The organism is Duganella sp. 1411 (genome assembly GCF_017833525.1).
Classification (GTDB): domain Bacteria; phylum Pseudomonadota; class Gammaproteobacteria; order Burkholderiales; family Burkholderiaceae_D; genus Rugamonas.
In genome coordinates this window covers 1,009,349-1,028,202 of record NZ_JAFICD010000002.1, presented here as the reverse complement: position 1 = coordinate 1,028,202, position 18,854 = coordinate 1,009,349, and the positions used below count along the sequence as shown (strand labels likewise).

The 18,854-nt window shown below is 62.7% G+C and carries 24 protein-coding genes; 17 read left to right on the top strand and 7 right to left on the bottom strand.

Annotated elements, in window-relative coordinates; genetic code table 11:
* Nucleotides 1-8 precede the first annotated feature (8 nt).
* From JOD97_RS16175 to pelA, 5 genes are all read left to right on the top strand, one after another.
* Nucleotides 9-713, top strand: a complete 705-nt coding sequence (locus JOD97_RS16175) for a hypothetical protein (RefSeq protein WP_209719754.1) — start codon at nucleotides 9-11, stop codon at nucleotides 711-713.
* On the top strand, nucleotides 710-1,147 hold the full coding sequence (locus tag JOD97_RS16170) for a hypothetical protein (protein WP_209719751.1): 438 nt from the start codon (nucleotides 710-712) through the stop codon (nucleotides 1,145-1,147). The genes JOD97_RS16175 and JOD97_RS16170 overlap by 4 nt, the downstream gene beginning before the upstream one ends.
* 111 nt (nucleotides 1,148-1,258) lie before the next feature.
* Complete coding sequence (locus JOD97_RS16165; protein WP_209719748.1) at nucleotides 1,259-1,516, top strand: PAAR domain-containing protein; 258 nt, start codon at nucleotides 1,259-1,261, stop codon at nucleotides 1,514-1,516.
* Nucleotides 1,517-1,732: 216 nt separating this feature from the next.
* Entirely contained in the window at nucleotides 1,733-1,891 is a 159-nt protein-coding gene (locus JOD97_RS33265) for a PAAR domain-containing protein (RefSeq protein WP_373999878.1), read from the top strand.
* A gap of 226 nt (nucleotides 1,892-2,117) precedes the next feature.
* Nucleotides 2,118-3,323, top strand: a complete 1,206-nt coding sequence (gene pelA / locus JOD97_RS16160; protein WP_209719745.1) for a pectate lyase — start codon at nucleotides 2,118-2,120, stop codon at nucleotides 3,321-3,323.
* Between the two features lie 82 nt (nucleotides 3,324-3,405).
* On the opposite strand, the gene JOD97_RS16155 is transcribed toward pelA, so the two are convergent.
* Together JOD97_RS16155 and JOD97_RS16150 are read right to left on the bottom strand one after the other, a co-directional pair.
* Nucleotides 3,406-3,630, bottom strand: coding sequence for a glycine zipper 2TM domain-containing protein (locus JOD97_RS16155; protein ID WP_209719741.1), 225 nt, complete (start codon nucleotides 3,628-3,630; stop codon nucleotides 3,406-3,408).
* Between the two features lie 108 nt (nucleotides 3,631-3,738).
* The gene (locus tag JOD97_RS16150) at nucleotides 3,739-5,844 is read right to left on the bottom strand and encodes an AsmA family protein (RefSeq protein ID WP_209719738.1); all 2,106 of its coding nucleotides are present in this window, start codon (nucleotides 5,842-5,844) and stop codon (nucleotides 3,739-3,741) included.
* Between the two features lie 190 nt (nucleotides 5,845-6,034).
* Here JOD97_RS16150 and JOD97_RS16145 point away from each other — a divergent pair, with 190 nt between their 5' ends.
* The 7 genes from JOD97_RS16145 to JOD97_RS16115 all read left to right on the top strand — a co-directional run bounded on the left by JOD97_RS16145 (nucleotide 6,035) and on the right by JOD97_RS16115 (nucleotide 10,266).
* Nucleotides 6,035-6,424 carry a DUF4398 domain-containing protein gene (locus JOD97_RS16145; protein WP_209719735.1) on the top strand — a complete coding sequence of 130 codons (390 nt, stop codon included), beginning with the start codon at nucleotides 6,035-6,037 and terminating at the stop codon, nucleotides 6,422-6,424.
* A gap of 17 nt (nucleotides 6,425-6,441) precedes the next feature.
* Nucleotides 6,442-7,350 (top strand): OmpA family protein, encoded by a 909-nt coding sequence (locus JOD97_RS16140; RefSeq protein WP_209719732.1) that lies wholly within the window; start codon nucleotides 6,442-6,444, stop codon nucleotides 7,348-7,350.
* An 84-nt stretch (nucleotides 7,351-7,434) separates the two neighbouring features.
* Nucleotides 7,435-7,971, top strand: a complete 537-nt coding sequence (locus JOD97_RS16135; protein ID WP_209719728.1) for a bacterioferritin — start codon at nucleotides 7,435-7,437, stop codon at nucleotides 7,969-7,971.
* 60 nt (nucleotides 7,972-8,031) lie between these two features.
* Nucleotides 8,032-8,334 carry a YqjD family protein gene (locus JOD97_RS16130; protein ID WP_209719724.1) on the top strand — a complete coding sequence of 101 codons (303 nt, stop codon included), beginning with the start codon at nucleotides 8,032-8,034 and terminating at the stop codon, nucleotides 8,332-8,334.
* 3 nt (nucleotides 8,335-8,337) lie between these two features.
* Nucleotides 8,338-8,724, top strand: coding sequence for a phage holin family protein (locus JOD97_RS16125; protein ID WP_229264475.1), 387 nt, complete (start codon nucleotides 8,338-8,340; stop codon nucleotides 8,722-8,724).
* 11 nt (nucleotides 8,725-8,735) lie between these two features.
* Nucleotides 8,736-9,095 carry a hypothetical protein gene (locus JOD97_RS16120; protein WP_209719690.1) on the top strand — a complete coding sequence of 120 codons (360 nt, stop codon included), beginning with the start codon at nucleotides 8,736-8,738 and terminating at the stop codon, nucleotides 9,093-9,095.
* A 40-nt stretch (nucleotides 9,096-9,135) separates the two neighbouring features.
* Nucleotides 9,136-10,266 carry a patatin-like phospholipase family protein gene (locus tag JOD97_RS16115; protein WP_209720488.1) on the top strand — a complete coding sequence of 377 codons (1,131 nt, stop codon included), beginning with the start codon at nucleotides 9,136-9,138 and terminating at the stop codon, nucleotides 10,264-10,266.
* A 25-nt stretch (nucleotides 10,267-10,291) separates the two neighbouring features.
* Here the strand turns inward: JOD97_RS16115 and JOD97_RS16110 are convergent, their stop codons facing one another.
* From JOD97_RS16110 to JOD97_RS16100, 3 genes are read right to left on the bottom strand one after another with little or no spacing between them, the layout of a single operon-like run.
* Nucleotides 10,292-10,636 (bottom strand): hypothetical protein, encoded by a 345-nt coding sequence (locus tag JOD97_RS16110; RefSeq protein ID WP_209719688.1) that lies wholly within the window; start codon nucleotides 10,634-10,636, stop codon nucleotides 10,292-10,294.
* Nucleotides 10,637-10,650: 14 nt separating this feature from the next.
* Nucleotides 10,651-10,803 carry a DUF3309 domain-containing protein gene (locus tag JOD97_RS16105; protein WP_090192273.1) on the bottom strand — a complete coding sequence of 51 codons (153 nt, stop codon included), beginning with the start codon at nucleotides 10,801-10,803 and terminating at the stop codon, nucleotides 10,651-10,653.
* A gap of 50 nt (nucleotides 10,804-10,853) precedes the next feature.
* On the bottom strand, nucleotides 10,854-11,303 hold the full coding sequence (locus JOD97_RS16100) for a glycine zipper 2TM domain-containing protein (protein ID WP_209719685.1): 450 nt from the start codon (nucleotides 11,301-11,303) through the stop codon (nucleotides 10,854-10,856).
* A gap of 238 nt (nucleotides 11,304-11,541) precedes the next feature.
* Here JOD97_RS16100 and JOD97_RS16095 point away from each other — a divergent pair, with 238 nt between their 5' ends.
* Together JOD97_RS16095 and JOD97_RS16090 are read left to right on the top strand one after the other, a co-directional pair.
* Nucleotides 11,542-11,853: a BON domain-containing protein gene (locus JOD97_RS16095; RefSeq protein WP_090320349.1), complete on the top strand. Its 312-nt coding sequence runs from the start codon at nucleotides 11,542-11,544 to the stop codon at nucleotides 11,851-11,853.
* Between the two features lie 65 nt (nucleotides 11,854-11,918).
* The gene (locus JOD97_RS16090; protein ID WP_209719681.1) at nucleotides 11,919-13,109 is read left to right on the top strand and encodes an AI-2E family transporter; all 1,191 of its coding nucleotides are present in this window, start codon (nucleotides 11,919-11,921) and stop codon (nucleotides 13,107-13,109) included.
* A gap of 141 nt (nucleotides 13,110-13,250) precedes the next feature.
* Here the strand turns inward: JOD97_RS16090 and JOD97_RS16085 are convergent, their stop codons facing one another.
* On the bottom strand, nucleotides 13,251-14,156 hold the full coding sequence (locus JOD97_RS16085; protein ID WP_209719678.1) for a YihY/virulence factor BrkB family protein: 906 nt from the start codon (nucleotides 14,154-14,156) through the stop codon (nucleotides 13,251-13,253).
* A 66-nt stretch (nucleotides 14,157-14,222) separates the two neighbouring features.
* Nucleotides 14,223-15,263, bottom strand: coding sequence for an OmpA family protein (locus JOD97_RS16080; protein ID WP_209719675.1), 1,041 nt, complete (start codon nucleotides 15,261-15,263; stop codon nucleotides 14,223-14,225).
* A 405-nt stretch (nucleotides 15,264-15,668) separates the two neighbouring features.
* On the opposite strand from JOD97_RS16080, the gene JOD97_RS16075 reads away from it, so the two are divergent.
* From JOD97_RS16075 to JOD97_RS16065, 3 genes are all read left to right on the top strand, one after another.
* Nucleotides 15,669-16,256, top strand: a complete 588-nt coding sequence (locus tag JOD97_RS16075; protein ID WP_209720485.1) for a winged helix-turn-helix domain-containing protein — start codon at nucleotides 15,669-15,671, stop codon at nucleotides 16,254-16,256.
* Nucleotides 16,257-16,373: 117 nt separating this feature from the next.
* A complete protein-coding gene (locus JOD97_RS16070) occupies nucleotides 16,374-17,258 on the top strand; it encodes a zinc-dependent peptidase (protein WP_209719672.1) in 885 nt (294 codons plus the stop codon).
* Between the two features lie 259 nt (nucleotides 17,259-17,517).
* A complete protein-coding gene (locus tag JOD97_RS16065; RefSeq protein ID WP_209719669.1) occupies nucleotides 17,518-18,843 on the top strand; it encodes an ATP-binding protein in 1,326 nt (441 codons plus the stop codon).
* The last annotated feature ends 11 nt before the right edge of the window (nucleotides 18,844-18,854 follow it).

Genomic DNA, 18,854 nt, shown 5'->3' with positions numbered 1-18,854 from the left:
GAGTCAACATGACCAAGACAGAGCAGACGCCAGAAAAACTCAAAGAAGGCATCAAAATTCCAGCGGAAAAACTTACGACTATTCAGTTGATATCGCCTACGGTCGAACTTCTTGTTGGTGGTCCGTATAAAGCTCTTGATGGGATGCATACTTATGGGCATATGGCTTTACGAGTGATGACATCGAAAGAGGAGCGAATTTATGATTTTGGTCGCTATGGCAAAACTGGTGGAGATTTTAGCGCAGAGGGAGAGGGAATTCTTCGTGTGTGGACGGACTTTAACTCCTATATTTCTGGCGAGAATTCGTATGGCCGTACTACAAAAGGTTTTTCTTACAACATAACAACAGAGCAAGCTGAAAAAGTTTTCGCCCATTACTCTTCTATAATTGCTGGGGCGACTAAGCGGCGATCGAAACATCCAAATTCGGAGGAATACAAGCTCGCCCAAGACTATCATGGGATATCCAATAACTGTGCGACGATGTCGCTTTCGGGGGCGCGTGTGGCGCTACCTGGAATTGATGCTAACAGCTCAGCTTACAATGTGGGAAATGGAATGGGTAATTTGGAGAAAGTTGCCGCCCGTGGAACGAATTTCGGAGCTTGGCCTTCTAAGATATTTATGCCTGCCGACGTGCAAGCGATGTTGGAGACAGAAAAGAAGTATGTCCCAAAGAAAGTTGAAGTCTACGGGAAAGGGCTAAAATGAAAATTTCTTCGATTGTGCCGCATGTTCTAGTTGCAATCATGGCTGCAACTTTTGGCTTTTTACTTTCAGAAAAAGGAGTTATTAAGATGAGTGATAAAAAAGCATTTCGATTAGAAGAACCTCTTCTCATCGAGGGAGAGAAACAGAATAACTACTCATTACTGCCGACTGGAACGGTATTGTATTACGATAAAAGCTGGGCCGAGGGGCATAGTACCTACCATGTCTATTTCCACTTTAAAGGCGATTTCAAGTCTGTACCTGTTGATGGAAATGGCATCGATCCAATTTGGTTACGCACAATAGACAGTGCTGAGTTATCTAAGCTGATGACTGAATACCCCGTCAGCAGGGAGGAGCTTACGAATATTTTGAAGGCTAAGCGTGCGACAAAACAAGATCTTGTCCAAATACTTCGTGACTGGATAGATTGAAAATGGCAGAAAAACCTGGAATGGATAGGTTCACGCTGAGTTCGATGTCGTCGCTGCGGAGACTTTGATACAAGGTCCCACTAATGGAAATTTAATGGCAAGGCATAAATTATGAGAAATAGCGAAGGTCGCGGCGTAATCCGACTTGGTGACTCAACCTCTCATGGTGGAAAGGTCACCTCCGCTTGCAGCGATTTCACAGCGCTCGGCAAACCTATCGCCGTGCATGGCGACATGACCGTTTGCCCTCAATGCAAAGGCTCCTTTGCAATCCAAGTGGCTTCCAGCGATCGCAAACATCATGGGAAGACCGTGGCATACCACGGCGACAAAACCGCCTGCGGCGCCGTACTGATCTCATCCATATAGCCTTTGCCCAATCTCGTAATATGCGGCGACTTCGGACTCTGTGCGTCGCTGCAGAGTCTGGCGCACCCGATTGCTAGGCGAGCTGTTCAGCGCGATGAAAGCACAACGTTCTTATGTCTTCCGCTTCGATGTCGCTGCTGCCATCGCATGGAGGGAAGGTTCTCAACAGTAGCGTTGAGCATTGTGTCCTGATTGGAAAGGTGGTCGTTGTCGTGGGTGATAAGTGCTCGTCCCGTCAACAGTCATCAGAATTGTATAGTTGCCAGCGGAAGTGCGCCCCACACCGTCAGGAGTAAGGCGGTCGCTTACGATGGCGACAGGACGTCCTGTGGCGCGACGCACATGTCGTCTGTGCCAACCTTTTCGCGAAAATGATGGAAGCGTGTCGTGCCGCTGCCTAGCTGGTCAAGGATGACGGCGCAATTGGCATGGGCAACGTGTTTTTGTAAGAAGCGGTCATCCGTTGCACTAAACGCACAATCGATCATTTTACTGAGTGTGTTGGCAACCGTATCTCTGCTGCAATGTTTTCAAAAGATATAAGGGCTAGCATCGGTTTGCTGCACCTGTTCTTTTAAAAACAACTATGACGGAGATACGTATGACAACCAATAAGTATTTAGTGACGTTTCTATTGGCCGGAACGGCCCTGGCCGGATGCGGCGGCGGCGGTTCCGCCGACGTCCCCGCCAATTCGCTTAGCACCGCCGCGACCATCAGCGTGAACGCGGCCACCGCCGATCCCGTGCTGAACCAGACGGGCAATCCGGCATACAAGGAAATCGAACGCTATAAAAGCTGGCTGAGCACCAACAGCGACACGGCCGCCGCGCTGGCCGCCGACAAGACCAAGGCCACCAACATCGTCTCGTGGCAGATGCCGCATGGCGGTTTCTACAAGCTGCCGGCCTGGTACGGCGCGCCGTGGAACGGCACCGCCAGCCGCTCCGAGTGGTTCGGCGCCAATGGGGTCGAACTAGGTACCATCGACAACGACGGCACGGTCACTGAAATCATGTTCCTCGGGAACGTGTACGCGCGCAGCGGCACCGTGGCCTACCGCGACAGCGCGCGCCGTGCGATGGATTTCATCCTGAACATGCAATATTCATCGGGCGGCTTCCCGCAAGTGTATCCGGCGCGTACCGGCACCTCGTATTCCAATTACGTCACCTTCAACGACAACGCGATGGTGCGCGCGCTGGTCCTGCTCGACCATGCCGCGCAGCAGAAAGCGCCGTTCACCGGCGACTTCTTCACCGCCGCGCAGCGCACCCGCATGACCAACGCGATCAATCTGGCGGTGGGCTACATCCTCAATGCGCAGATTGTGCAAAACGGCGTCAAGACGGTGTGGTGCGCGCAGCACGATCCGGTCAACTTCGCCCCGCGCGGCGCGCGCTCGTACGAGCTGCCGTCGAAGAGCGGCAAGGAGTCGGCCCAGATCGTGGCGTTCCTGATGACCCGGCCGCAGACGGCAGCGATCGCGGCATCGGCCAAGGCGGCGATCGCCTGGTACAAGAGCAGCCAGGTCAAACTGGAAAACACCGCCTACGAAAAGACCAATTCCAAGGCGACCAACACCTCGCCGTTCATCACCCAGGCGGGTTCGACCACGTGGTACCGCTTCTACGATCTGAACGCCGATACCGGCTTCTTCAGCGGCCGCCTGCCGACCGATAACCCTCCGGGCACCGGCAAGCAATACGACATCATGAATGTCGAGCCCGAACGCCGTTATGGCTACGAGTGGGGCGGCAGCTATGGCACCAGCCTGTTCGCCTACACCAACACGGTCGGTTACTAATCCGGGGCGGAAGCAAAACCGCCCCTGTCACGCCGGGTTCGACGTGACAGGGGCGGCATGTGCAACGCGGCCGTACCGGTTATTAGCGCGGTGGCTTGTTGACCTGGTTACCGATCACGCCACCGACGGCGGCGCCGCCGACCGTGCCGACCGCGCTGCCGCCGGTCAGGACCGAGCCGGCGACGGCGCCGACACCGGCGCCCACGGCCGTGCTTTTATCCTGCGAGGACATGCCGGCGCACGCGCTCAGGCCCAGGGTTGCGGCCAGAATGGCGGCGGTCGATGCGATACGTTTGATGTTGTTCATGATGGTTCTCCTTACGCTATTAAGGCACGGCGTCGCGCGCACCAATGACGACAGAGTACGTCTGCGCGCCGCCCATTTCCGTACGACAGCGCACATTGAAACACCTTGTTACCCTTTAGGCCGGGGCGCGATGTTTTGCGCGTTCTTGCCCGGCTTGGCGCGCAGCGTCTGTCCCGGCGGCGGCGCCACCGGCTTGCCGCCGCCTTGCGCCAGCAGGGTTTCGCAGCCGGTCGTCTCGCCCGGCCCGGCGTTGATCAGCGGCAGGATGGCGGCCACCGGCGCCACCAGGGTCAGCGCCAGCGCGCCGCCGGCGCGCATCGCCAGCACGCCCTTGTCGACGCTCACGTCCGGGTCCTTGAAGGTGCCGCGCACATAGATCGGCGCCCGCAGCGAGATCACGCGCACGCCCTTGGCGTCCGGCCGCAGGGTCAGGTCGAGCTTTTCGTTGGCCAGGTTGACGGTGCCGGCGACGTCGATCTTGGCGTCGGAGGTGTCGACCACGAACAGGCGCGAGCGCATCAGGCCGTTGGTGACGCTGAAGTCGGTCACCATGCAGTTGAGCTTGACCTGCTTGTCGCCGACCAGCTTGGTCAACACGACGTTGCCCAGGTTCAGGCCCATTTCCTCCAGCAACAGCTTGCTGACGCTGCCTTCGTTGATGACGCCTTTGAGTTCGCCGTTCGACGAGCCCAGCAGGCTGGCCACCGAGTTGCCGGTGGCCGACAGCGACATGTCGGCGTTGATCTGGCCGACCGTGGCCTGCATGCCGTCGATGGTGGGGAACAGCTGCTTCAATTGCAGCTTGCGCGCGCCGGCCTTGAGCTCGGCGCGGATGGCGTTCGGGTTGGTCTTGCCGCTGCCGTCGAGCATGATGTTGGACGTGAAGCGGCCGCCGGCGATGTCGAAGTTCATCGGCGTCAGCGACAGCACGCCGTCCTTCATGTGGATCAGCGTGTCGAGGTTGTTGATCGGCAGGCCGCCGTCGCGCGTGATGCGCTTGGCCTTGAAGCCGACGTCGGCGTCGAGCGCGGTCCAGCGCTCGGTCTTGAAGGTTTCGACCGGCAGCACCTTGTTGCCCGGCTGGACGGCCTCGACGCCGCGCGCCTGCTTGCTGGCGTTGGAGTCGGCGCCGACCAGCGGCCCCAGGTCCGAGAACTGCAGCAGGTTCGATTCGACGGCGCCCGTCAGCACCGGGCGCGGCCGGCCGGAGCGGTAGTCCAGCTTGCCGTGGATGTCGCTGTTGCCCACGCGTCCCGTGAACTTGTCGTAGATCCAATGGCTGGCGTTGGCGCCGAGGTTGCCGGTCAGATGGCCTTCGGTGGAGAAGGCCGGCGTCTCCGGCAGCAGCACGCCGGTGATGCCGTACAGGCGCGCCATGCTGGGGCCGGAGATCTTCAGCCGCATGTCGAGCGCGGTCAGCGCGGTCGGCTTGGTCAACGTGCCTTCGACGGCGATGCGGGTGCCGCCGACGTCCAGGCTGGCGGCCAGCGGGAAGGGCACGGTCTGCTGTTGCAGCGACAGCACGGCGCCGGACTTGCCGCTGCCGGTGATGGTTTGGTTGTTCCACTTGCCGCGCAGCTTCCACGACACGCCATAGGTCGGATCGGCGTTGATGGTGTCGATCGCGGCGGTGGCGTCGACGTGGGTCATGGCGTCGATGTAGCGCACCGAGCCTTTGGAGAACACCACGCGCCGCACGTCGAGCTTCCACGGCGACGGCTTGTCGGCCTGCTTGAAGGTCCAGTTGTTCTTGCCGTCGGCGTCGCGCTGCAGCAGCACGGTGGGATTGTCGAAGCGCAGCACCGGCACCGAGATCTTGTGATCGAGCAGCGACAACAAGTCGACGCCGAACGCGAACTGGCCGACGCTGGCCATCTCCGCCGGCGCCTGCATGCCGGCCGGATTGCCGACGTGGACGTCCCTGGCGACCAGGTGCGGCAGCGGCAGATAGTCGCTCCACGCGCGGTCGGCGCCGGATAAACCCTGCCGTTCCCACGTCAGCGACAGGTCGCCACGGATGTCGAACGGGCGGTCGATCGATTCGCTGATCTTGTCGTTGAGCCACGGGCGCGCCTTGTTCCAGTCGTAGTTCGACAGCGCGACCAGCGCGACGACGGGTATGGCGACCAGCACGCCGGCGACGGCGAGGGCGATGCGGGTGCGGTTGGGTGGACGGCGGGACGGGGCGGGACTGTTCTGGCGGGGCGGGGTCATCGGTGGCCTTTCTTATTGGTAACGGCATTTTACACACCCTACGCGGCGCGGGCGGGCCCGGTTGTACGCTGGCGCACCCAAGGCAGGCGGCCCGGGCGCCACCCCGCGTCAATGTGCGGCACCGTACTGAAGCAACAAAGGCAACGGCCTATAACGTTACCTGTCCACACAAATTTCAAGGAGAACAATAATGACGACGACCTTACACCGGAAACTGGCAATGATCTGCGGCACCGCCGCGCTGCTGGGCCTGACCGCATGCGCCAGCAATAAAACCCCGGCCACCGCCGATGTCGCGGTGTCGCGCGCGGCCGTGGCCAACGCCACCTCCGCCGGCGCCGCCGAGCTGGCCCCGGCCGAGATGCAGTCGGCCCGCGACAAAATGGCGCGCGCCAACCAGGCGCTGGCCAACAAGGATTACAAGGCCGCCCAGGATCTGGCCGCGCAGGCCCAGGCCGACGCCCAGCTGGCGCAGAGCAAGGCCAACACGACCAAGGCGACCGCCGCCGCCGACGAGCTGCAGCAGAGCATCCGCGTGCTGCGCGAAGAGCTCAACCGCAATAGCACCACCACCCAATAAGAGACGAGGCAACCATTATGAAACAACTGAACCTGAAAAAACTGTCCATCATGCCAACCGTGTTGGCCGTGTCGATGATGCTGGCCGCCTGCAGCACCACGCCGATGACCACCAGCATGCTCGACCAGACCCGCGGCGACTTCGCGGCCGCGCAGAGCAACCCGTCGGTGGCGGCCAACGCGCCGGTTGAATTCAAGGCCGCCGCCGACGCGCTGGACCGCGCCAACGCCGCCGCCGACAAGAAGGAAAGCATCGACACGGTCGACAAGCTGGCCTACCTGGCCAAGCAGAAGATCGCGGTAGCCCAGGAAGTGGCCAAGCGTAAGCAGGCCGAGAACGAGGTGGCCGACGCCGGCCGCCAGCGCGACGAGATCCGTCTGCAGCAGCGCACGCAGGAAGCCGACAAGGCCAAGGTGAGCGCCGAGCAGGCCAAGGCCGACGCCGACGCCGCCCGCCGCCAGGCCGAGGCGGCCACCGCCAGCGCGCGCGAAGAGCAATCGAAGAGCGCCGCGCTGCAGCAGCAGCTGGCCGACCTGCAAGCCAAGCAAACCGACCGCGGCCTGGTCATCACGCTGAGCGACGTGCTGTTCAAGACCGACAAGGCCGACCTCAGCGCCGAAGGCATGCGCACCGCCCAGAAGATGGCCGACGTGCTGTTGCAGGAACCACAGAGCGCCGTGTTGATCGAAGGGTTTACCGACTCCACCGGTTCGTCCTCGCACAACCTCGAGCTGTCGCAGCGCCGCGCCGAATCGGTGCGTAACGCGCTGATCGGTTTGGGCGTGAAGGCCGACAAGGTCGCCACGCGCGGCTATGGCGAAGCGTTCCCGGTCGCCAGCAACAGCGACGCCGGCAGCCGCCAGTTGAACCGCCGCGTCGAGATCGTGCTGTCGCAAAACGGCGCGCCGATCGCCAACCGCCGCTAATCACCATCGGCGGGCGGGCGCGGCGGCGATGGCCGCCGCGCCGGTCCGCGTCATCACTTTCTGTACTTTTTTAAGGAAAATATCATGGCTGAATCCAACCCCACCCAACCGGCAGGCATCGACCGGGAAGCCGTCCGCGCGGCCGCCCGCAACCTGGAAGATGGCCCGGTAACCGCCGGCTACAAGGGTGACCGCACCGCTGTCATCAAGATGCTCAACGAGGCGCTGGCGACCGAGCTGGTCTGCGTGCTGCGCTACAAGCGTCACTATTACACGGTCAGCGGCCTGCAGAACGGCCCGATCAAGGCCGAGTTCCTGGAACACGCCACCGAGGAGCAGGAGCACGCCGACTGGCTGGCCGAACGCATCGTCCAGCTGAACGGCCAACCTGATTTCAATCCTGCAACATTGCTCGATCGCAGCCATGCCGAGTATGATGGCTCCGAGGATGTGCAATCGATGATCCGGGCCAACCTGATCGCCGAGCGCGTCGCGATCGAATCGTACCGCCAGATGATCGAGCGGATCGGTGACAGCGACCCGACCACGCGTCATCTTTTGATTAAGATCATGGCGGTCGAAGAAGAGCACGCGGACGATATGCGCGATTTGCTTGAATAACGACTAACGTTTTAATTTTGCTGTACAGTTTTCACTCACAACCAAAACAGGAGCTCCATCATGCTGGAACAAAACATCAGTACCGTGAACAACGACGTGAAAACTCTGGTTAAAGATGCCCAGGCATTGTTTACCGCCGCCACCGCGCTGACCGGTGAAAAAGCCGAGGAACTGCGCGGCCGCGGCATGCGCGCGCTCGACACCGCGCTGGCCAAGGCGCACGAGGCGCAAATCAGCGCCGTCGCCGCCAGCAAGGAAGTGGCCAAGCAGGCCGACGTGTACGTCAAGGAAAACCCATGGCGCTCGATCGCCGCGGCCGCCGGTGTGGGCCTGCTGATCGGTGTCATCATCGGCCGCAAGTAATTTATGGCGCAAGCTGACGAGTTGAATCGTCCGCCAGGCCTGATCGCTTCGCTGGGCAATGTCGCCCGCAACAGCGTCGGCCTGCTGCTGACGCGGCTGGAGCTGGCCGCACTGGAGATGTCGCAGGTGCGCAACCACCTGATGCATCTGGTGCTGGCGTTCGCGCTGGCGGTGGTGGCGGGCTGCTTCGCGCTCGCCTACGCCACCGTCACGATTGCTTATCTGGCGTGGGACGCGCTGGGATGGACGATCTTGCCCATCCTGACCGGCGTGTTCCTGCTGCTCGCTATCGGCCTGATGGTGTACGCGCGCGGTTTGATCCGCAGCGGCAAGCTGGGCATGCCGGCCACCATGGCTGAACTGAAATCCGACCGCGACATGCTGTTGTAACAGGAGCGCATATGACAAAAGACGCGGAAAGCGCGGCATTCGACGCTGACAAACAGCGGCTGATCCGCGAAGGGGAGCTGTATCGCATCAAGGTGGTGCACGCGAAGGCCATGGTGGCCAACGCGCTGCATCCGGACGCGCTGTTCCATGGCGCCGTCGACCACGCGGTCGGACTGGCGCAGGCGCGCCTGGGCGGCCTGCTGCAGCCGGGCGGCCTCAGCGGCTTTAATTTCAAGGCGCTGATGCCGTACGCGCTGACGGTGGGCTCGTTCATCGCCCGCAAGAAGCTGGTCAAGCCGGCGCTGGGCGTGGCCGCGGTGCTGGGATTGGGCGCGGCGTGGCTGATGCGCCGCCAACGCGCCACGGACTAGCGTCTTGAGTTCGTCGTCGCACAAGCTCAACCCCGCCGGCATGCGCATCGTGCTGGTGCTGCAGGGCGGCGGGGCGCTGGGCGCCTACCAGGCCGGTGTGTTCCAGGCGCTGCACGAGCATGGCCTGGCCCCGGACTGGATCGTCGGCACTTCGATCGGCGCCATCAACGCCGCCATCCTGGCCGGCAATCCCCACGAGACACGGCTGGCGCGGCTGCGCCAGTTCTGGGACGGCATCTCGCACCGGGATCCGTTCGACATGCGGCGCCTGCCGGACGCGCAGCGCCGCTCCAATGTTCTGCTGCAAACCTGGGATACGCTGCTGCGCGGCGTGCCCGGCTTTTTCAAACCGCGCCTGTTCAGTGCGTTCGCGGCGGGCATGGCCGTCGCGCCCGAGGAGGCCAGCTTTTACGACACGGCCGAGCTCGGCGAAACGCTGAATGCCCTGGTCGATTTCGATTACCTCAACGGTCCGCAAGGCATGCGCCTGACCGTCAACGCCCTCAAGGTGACGTGCGGCACGCTGCGCAGCTTCGACAACCGCGAGCTCGACATCAACGCCAGCCACATCCTCGCCAGCGGCGCCTTGCCGCCGGGCTTTCCGGCGGTGCGCGTCGACGGCGAGCTATACTGGGACGGCGGCCTGTATTCCAACACCCCGCTCGAGACCGTGCTCGACGACGTCCGTCCGGTCGACACGCTGTGCTTCATGGTCGACCTGTGGAGCGCCGACGGCGGGGAACCCACCACCCTCGACGAGGTGCAGACGCGGCAGAAGGATGTGACCTTCGCCTCGCGGTCCAAGCGCCACCTCGACGATTACGTGGCCCGCCACAAGCTGCAGCAAAAGCTGCGCGCGCTGTACGCCGCGCTGCCGGAGCACGCGCGTTCGGAGCAGGGCGAGCAGGACCTGGCCGAGCTGGGCTGCGGCACGACCTTGCACGTGGTGCGTCTGGAATATGCGGGACGGGACTGGAACATGGCGGCCAAGGACATCAATTTTTCCAAGGGTTCGACCGAGTGGCGCTGGGACCAGGGCTATCAGGACGGGCTGCGCGCCGTCAAGGCGGCCGGCTGGCTGAGCTTTGTGTCGGAAGACACGCCGCTGGTGGTGCACGAGCTGCCGCCGCTGCCGGCCGCCAAACCACCGGGCACCGGCCGCGCCGCCTGAGCGTCGCGGCGGCCCGGCGCGGGCATTAGTGCTTGTTCTCCGCGAGAATCTGCGGCACCTTGTCCATATCGCGCTTGTAGGTCGCGCGCGCGTCGCGCAGGCAGGCCTCGCGCTCGCTGGCCGGCCCTTTTTTACAGGCGATGGTCGCCTCCGCCAGCGCGGCCCCTATCTCCTTGCGCAAGGTGCGCGCCTGCTCGGCGCCGGTGGCGTCTTCCTTGTACCACCGCGCCGGATCGCCCTTGGCGATTTCCTGCTGTTGCAACCGGGCGTTCTGGGGCGGCGTGGTGCCGCCCTGGGTGTCCTGGGCCTGCGCGGCCAGGGCCGCGCAGGCCAGCACCAGGCCGCATGCGATGTGATGGATGCGCGTCATGATGTCCTCCTTGTTTACAACCTGCCGGTCAGCAGCATGATCAGCAGGATCACGACGATCAGGCCGGTGATGCCGCTGGGCGCATAGCCCCAGTTGCGGCTGTGCGGCCAGGTCGGCAGCGCGCCGATCAGTGCCAGGACCAGAATAATCAGAATGATGGTGCCCATGGTGTTCCCCTTTAATTAGTATGTGTTTTTAGGTGTTGGCGTTGATTGGATCAGTAGCGGTACAGGCGGCCGTCGACCAGGCGCACGCGGTTGCCCACGCGCAGGTCGTAGACGCTGTCCTGGTTGACGAGGCGGTAGTCGCCGTTGTCCATGCGCACGCTGATCTGATATTCCTCTTTGGCCTGGCTACGGTTGCCTTCGACGTTGTTGCCGACCACGGCCCCGCCGACGGCGCCGGCCACGGTGGCGGCGGTGCGGCCGCTGCCGGAACCGACCTGGTTACCCAGCAGCGCGCCGACCAGGCCGCCGGCCACGGCGCCGGCGCCGCTGGTGCCGGCCTTCGCTTGCTTGATCTGGATCGACTCGATGGTGCCATAGCTGGCCGATTCGTTTTGATTCTGATACGACACTTGTTGCGGCGGGTTGTTGGTGTTGGCGCAGCCGCTGAGCACGGCAGTGCCGGCGATCATCAGCGCGGCCAGGGTCTTGGTATGGTTCATGTTGTCCTCCTGAAAATGTGATTCCAGAATAGTCACAGGGCGCGGGAGGGTCTGTGCGGTTCCGCACGAAGGTTGCCAAGTTGGCCGGCGTGCGTTTTTGGGCGGAATTTAATGTGTGTACGGTACCGTACAGATGTCCGTATGGAAACCACGTAAAACGTCTCCATCGGTAGCAGAGATGTCCAAACGTCCCGCTGGCTGACAAACTCATTTGTTAATAACTCCAAGGAGAACCGCCATGAAAATCGCACATAAAATCGCCACCGCCCTGTTCACCGTCTCGCTGCTGGCCACCGCCGGCTGCGCTTCGACCTCCACCAAAGAAGGCACCGGCGAATTTGTCGACGATTCGGTCATCACCACCAAAGTGAAAGCCAGCATCTTTAACGAGCCTACCCTGAAATCGACCGAAATCAACGTCGAAACCTTCAAAGGCACCGTGCAGCTGAGCGGCTTCGTCGCCCAGCCGGCCGATATCGCCAAGGCAGGCGAAGTCGCCCGCGGCGTCAAAGGCGTGACCTCGGTCAAGAACGACATCCGCGTCAAGTAAGCACTACCCGCCGGCGCGCCGTGCTCCTGGAGCATGCCGCGCCGGAGTTTTTTTTGTGAGCCATCATGAGCCAGCCGCCCGTAGAGATTTCCCACCCTCCTATTCCGGCCAGCAGCGTGGCCACCGGTCCGGCGCCCGACGCCGAACCCGATCTTAGCAACGCCCCCCGCATTCCCCTACATGTCAACGCCCGCGGTCTCGCGCTGGGCATCATCGCCACCGTCGCCTTTGTGTACGCGCTGCAGTGGTCGCGCGGTTTTCTCGTCCCCCTGTTGCTCGGCATTCTCATCAGTTACACGCTCAGTCCGATAATGTGCTGGCTCGAGCGCTGCCGCGTTCCGCGCTTCGTTGCCGCCACCATGATCACCGCCGCGCTGGTGGGCGGCTCGGTGATGGTAATCGACAAGCTGCACGGCGAATTCGAAGCCATCGTTGACGAACTGCCCAGCGCCGGCCACAAATTGTCGCGCCTGGTGTCCGAACGGCTGCACGGCGGCTCGAGCGCGTTGCAGCGCATCCAGGCGGTCGCCACCGAATTGCAGCAGGCCACCGCCGGCGCCCAGGAGCGCCGCGCCGCGCGCCGCTCGACGCCGACGCCGGCCTCCGACTTCCCGCTGATGGACTGGGTGTGGGCCGGATCGATGGGACTGGTGGGCTTCCTCAGCCAGGCCACGATGGTGATCTTCCTGGTGTTTTTCCTGCTGCTGTCGGGCGATACCTTCAAGCGCAAGCTGGTCAAGCTGACCGGGCCGTCGCTGACGAAGAAGAAGATCACCGTGCATATCCTCGAGGACATCAACACCTCGATCCAAAAATACATGCTGATGCTGCTCGTCACCAACGGCATGCTGGCGCTGCTGATGTGGGTGGCGCTGCGCTGGATCGGCCTGGAGAACGCCGGCGCCTGGGCCATCGTGGCCGGGCTGCTGCATTTGATGCCTTACTTCGGCCCCTTGCTGATCATGCTGGCGACCGGCATCGTCGCCTTCCTGCAGTTCGAGTCGTTGCAGATGAGTTTGCTCGTGATGGGCAGTTCGCTGGCCATCGCCACGCTGGTAGGGACCGTGATCACGACCTGGATGACGGGGCGCTTCGCGCGCATGAACGCGGCCGCCGTGTTTGTCAGTTTGCTGTTCTGGGGCTGGCTGTGGGGCGTCTGGGGCTTGCTGCTGGGCGTGCCGTTGATCGTTATCGTCAAGGTCGTCGCCGAGCGGGTCGAGGGCATGGAGGTGGTGGCGGAGTTGCTGGGGGAGTAGGGCCGCTGGGGAATATCGAAAGGCCGGCGGTGCGCCGTGCAGGCACGTATGGCGCGGAAACACGTAGGGCGGATTAGCGTAGCGTAATCCGCCATGCATGCGTTTCGACGGCTCACGCAATGGCGGATTACGGCGTGCCGCCTAATCCGCCCTACGTGGTTTAGATGGTTTAGATGGTTCTGACGACGCCTGCGGCGGCGGGCGGTGCTTTAAACTCCCCAGCTGCAGCGCGTATTGCCGCGCGAATTCGGCGCCGAGGAAGAAGATCTGCGCCGAGTAGTAAACCCACAGCAGCAGCGCGATCACCGAGCCGGCCGCGCCGTAGCTGCTGGCCACGCCACTGTTGCCGATGTACGCGCCGATCGCGTATTTCCCCAGCGCGAACAAGGCCGCCGTGCCCAGCGCGCCGATGCTCACGTCGTGCCACGACAATTTTACCCGGGGCAGCATCTTGAAGATCACGCCGAACAGCGCGGCGATCACGAAGAAGCTGATCGCGTAGTTGACGCCGGTCAGCAGGTCGCCGGCGTTGATCCACACGCTGTGCCAGTATTTTTCCAGTACCGTCAAAATGGCGCTGACCACCAGCGACACCATCAACAGGAACGCCAGCACCAGCACCATGCCGAACGACAGCAGGCGGGTGCGCACGACGTCCCACACCGTGCCGGTCTTGAGCGGCGGCACTTGCCAGATCGCGTCCAGGCTCGCCTTGAGCTCGGCGAACACGGTGGTGGCGCCGAACAGCAGCAGGCCGCCGGCGATCATCGTGGCCAGCCGGCCTTCCTCCTTGCTGCGGGCGCCGGCCAGCACCAGTTGGATCGCCTCGGCGCCCTGGCTGCCGACCAGGCCGCGCAGTTGCGCGAACAGCTCGCCCTGGGCCGCCTGCGGGCCGTAGAACCAGCCGGCGATGGCCAGCACCAGCACCAGGATGGGCGCCAGCGAAAACAGCGTGTAGAACGCCAGGGCCGCGCCCATGCTGCTGCCGCGGTGGTCGAACCATTCGTAGACGGTACATTTGAGCACCGAGCCTATGTTTTTATTCATCGCTATTAAGAAGCTCCGGCTAAAAAAAAAGCCCCGCGACGCAAGTCGCGGGGCTCAATGTACTAATTATTGAACGCGGCGTTCGATCGTGATCTGTTCGACTTCGACGCGACGGTTAGGTTCCAGGCACTTGATCAGGTCGGCGCGTTTCTTGTTGTCGCAGGTGACGACAGGATTGGCTTCGCCCTTGCCTTCGGCGACCAGGCGGTTGGCGGCGACGCCTTTGCCGACCAGGTAGTCCTTGACCGAGTTGGCACGCTTCTCGGACAGCTTCTGGTTGTACTTGTCGCTGCCCAGACGGTCGGCGTAGCCGGTGATGACGACGTTGTCGACGGTCGGGTTGGCGTTCAGCACGTTGGCGATCTCGTCCAGCTTAGGCTGGTTCGGGTTCAGCTTGGCGCTGTCGAAGGTGAACAGTTCGGTCGACGACATCGTCACTTTTTCAAAGCGCGCTGGCGGTGGTGGCGGCGGAGCGACCGGTGCCGGTGGTGGCGGCGGCTGCACGGCTTCCGGCGCTGGCGGCGGTGCCGGTGGGGCAGGGCGCGGTGGCGCGGCGAACGCGAAGTTCAGGCCGACGGTCACGTAGACGTTGTCCGATTTGCTAGGCGGGAAGGCATCGCCGCGCAGGAAGCCGTGCACGTCGCGGATGTCGGCCTGGAAGCTGGTGCGCTCGTTCAGGTCGGCCTGGAAGCCCAGGCCGGCGCTGACGAACGGCGAATTCTTGGAGATCTGGCCCAGCGTGTTCAGGTTCGACTTGTCGCGCTCGACGCCGGCGCCGACCAGGATGAATGGACGGAACGATTTACGGGAGAACATATAGAGACCGTCGACGCCCAGCGTCTGCTGCTGATAGCGCTCGCCGTTTTCCTTGGAGCGGGCGTAGGTGCCGCCCAGCTGCACGTCCCAGCTCGGGCTCACTGCCTTGCCGAATTTCAGGCCGCCGCCGTAGCCCTTCTTGTCGACGCCAAAAGCGTCGTCGTCCGGCTTGAAGCCGTTGACGCTCGGCTGTACATACCACGATGGATTGATGACCGCGTCTTGAGCGACGGCGGAAAAGGACGCGCAGAGAGCCGCGACGGCCAGGACGATGTTCTTAGTTTTATTCACAAGTAAGCTCCCGAGTAAGAAATATGATGTGTTGCTCATCAGCAGCAGCGCAGTGTTGACCGCTGTTGGACCGAAGATTAGGTAACTTTCATGATGTGGTCGGTTCGCTACCGCACAAAAGCTTGCGCTGTATCAAATCGACCACAAAAAATGAAACTTTCCCCTGCCTCGGCCGGTCCGACCATAAAAGGAGCGGGAATCAGCCCGTCCGGCGGAAGTTATATCACTAATGTTCGTTGCCGCACAGACTGGTGCGCCGCGAAACGGCATTCTTGAGTCAGATGCAGAGACTGTGGCGTTTCAAATCGTTGGCCACCCTCTTGCTGCCACTAATCTCGGCAAATTGTTATAAGGAGTGTTCAAATGCATGCAGTTAGACAACCTCAACACCAGGTTCAGAACGAGATGAAAGCCTCGCCGGAAATGCAGTCCACCACCGCCAAGCTGATGCTGGTGGAGCGTCCGGCCCCGGCTCCTCTGGACCGCAAACCGGCGCTGTCGATGGCGTCGATCGAGCGTGTGCGTTCGACCTCCGCGACCTTGCGTCGCATTGAAAATATGCAAAAATTGATCGGCGAGCTGTCCATGCACGAGATGCTGGCCGACGAAATCGCCTGGTTCCTCAAGTTCTCGCCGTCCGGCGCCCGCAAATACATCCGCGACCTGCGCGAAGCCGGCGTCATCGAGCTGGCGCGCTACGTCGAAGGCACCGCCACCTACCTGGGCAAGGCCGTCTACCAGCTGACCCCCGACCCGGAGCGCGTCGCCGCCTTCCTGGCCGCGATCGTCCAGCCCAAGCGCGAAGGCGCGCCCCCGCGCAAGGAACGTCCCGGCATCCGCGAACAGGCGATGGCCGGCAGCGGCCGCCACTTCCACATCCTGGCCGACGACACCCATTACGCGATCCGCGTCAACCGCGGTCCGGTCATGCGCGATCCGCTGGTGGCTGCGCTGTTCGGTTCGGCCCCTTCGGAACAAAAAGCGGCCGACTAAGCGTCCCTCCAGCTCTACCTGTATCATCGATAGCCGGGCATGCCCGGCTGTTTGCGTATTGAAAAGCAGACAAGCCGCCCCACTTAGCCAGCACTGGATACAACACGGACGCGGCACATGGAAGCTTTGATCTGGATCGGCCTGACGGCGCTGGCGATAGCGCTGCCTTTTTATGTGCCCCGCTGGCGCCTGCGCCGGGTGCTGGCCAGGCCATTGCCGGCCGAGGCGCAGGCCGTCCTGCAGCGTAATATCCCGGTCTACCGCCGCATGACGCCCGAGCTGCGCCAGCAGTTGCAGCGGCTGGTCGTGCAATTTTTGCATCAGAAAAAATTCGTCGGCTGCGAGGGGCTGGAGGTGACCGACGAGATGGCCGTCATCATCGCCGGCCAGGCCTGCCTGCTGTTGCTCAACCGTCCCACCAAGGTTTATCCGGCGCTGCACACGATCCTGGTCTACCCGAGCGAGTTCGTGGCGCGCCGCGCCGAGGTCGGTCCCGGCGGCGTCGTCACGCCGGGCCACCAAAGCATGCTGGGCGAATCGTGGGACGATGGCCGCGTGGTGCTGTCGTGGGACGACGTGCGGCGCGGCGCCGACGACTGGACCGACGGCCACAACATCGTGCTGCACGAGTTCGCGCACCAGCTCGACAGCGAGTCGGGACGTGCCAACGGCGCGCCGTATCTGGGCAGTCCGGACAGTTACCGCGAGTGGGCCGAGGTATTGTCGCGCAATTTCAACAGCCTGCGGCACAGCGCCATGTACCGCCAGCACAGCGTGATGGACCATTACGGCGCCACCAATCCGGCCGAGTTCTTCGCCGTCGCCACCGAAACCTTCTTTGAAAAGCCGTACCAGATGGCCGAGCATCACGGCGAGTTGTTCGCCGAGTTCCTCAAATACTACCGTGTCGATCCGCGCGAGTGGTTGCCGCCGCCGCCACCGCCGCCCGCGCCGCCTGAGGCCGATGCGCAATACGCGTGGAGCCCGACCTGGTCGCATTGACCATCGCGGGGCTACTAACGGTCGCGGTTCGTGGGGGCACGTAGGGCGGATTAGGCGGAACGCCGTAATCCGCCACTGCATGAGCCGTCGCGACGCATGCATGGCGGATTACGCTTCGCTCTGAGGCCTACCGTGCGGTGGGCCTCTTCAACGTTGGGCCCCCAGGGCGGATTAGCGTGCGGGGCACGCTAATCCGCCCCACGTGATCATCCTTCAGGCATAATTAGTTTCCATGTGGGACGCCAGCGAGGGTATCACCATGCAATTTGACGAGTTCGAATTATTCTCCTCCGATGCCGCCGCGCCGCGCGCCGCGCCGGCCGAGGCGGCGTCGCCCATCGTGCGGCTGCAGTACTTGGTCGACAATACCCCGGCCATCATCTATTGCACCGTGCCCAGCGGCGACTTCAAGATGACCTTCGTCAGCAACAACGCCTACAACGTGCTCGGCTATCGGCCCGAGCAGATGGTGGCCGACCCCAATTTCTGGTTCGACCACATCCATCCGGACGACGCCCCCAACATCTTCTCCAGTCTGGCGCTGGTGTTCACCGAGGGCCAGCGCGCCTACGAGTACCGCTTCCGCATCCACGACGGCAGCTACCTGTGGATGCACGATTCGCTGCGCCTGATCCGCGACGACAAGGGCGCGCCGCTCGAGGTGATCGGCTCGCTCACCGACATCACCGAGCGCAAGCTGATGGAGGAGGCGCTGCAGGCGCGCGGCATCGAGCAGCAGCAGCTGATCGGCGAATTGCGCAGCGCCCACGAGCAGTTGCTGCAATCGGAGAAGATGGCGTCGATCGGCCAGCTCGCCGCCGGCATCGCCCACGAGATCAACAATCCGGTCGGCTTCGTCAACTCCAATATGAGCTCGCTGAAGAACTATGTCGGCACCTTGCTCGGCGTGATAGACAAATATGAACAGGCGGCCGCCGCCCATCCGACCCTGACGGCCCAGATGGCCGCGCTGCGCAGCCAGGCCGACCTGGAATTCCTCAAGGAGGACGTGACCGACCTGGTGCGCGAGTCGATGGACGGGCTCAAGCGGGTCAAGGACATCGTCCAGGCGCTCAAGGATTTTTCCCACGTGGGCGAGACCGAATGGCAGGTGGCCGATCTGCATCACGGCCTCGACAGCACGCTGACCATCGTCAGCAACGAGATCAAGTACAAGGCCCGGGTCGACAAGGCGTACGGCGTGCTGCCGCAGGTCACCTGCCTGGCCTCGCAACTGAACCAGGTGTTCATGAACCTGCTCGTCAACGCCGCCCACGCGCTGCGCGAGCAGGGCGTCATCACGATCCGCACCGGCACCGAGGGCAGCGGGCCGGACGGCTGGGTGTGGGTCGAGATCGGCGACAACGGCGTCGGCATCGAGCCGGCCAACCTCAATCGCATCTTCGAACCGTTCTTCACCACCAAGCCGGTCGGCAGCGGTACGGGCCTCGGCTTGTCGCTGTCCTACGGCATCGTCAACCGCCACGGCGGGCGCATCGACGTCGCCTCGGTGGTCGGCCAGGGCACGCGCTTCACGGTGCACCTGCCGGTGCGCCCGCCGCAGGCGTCGGAAGCGAAAACGTAGGGCGGATTAGC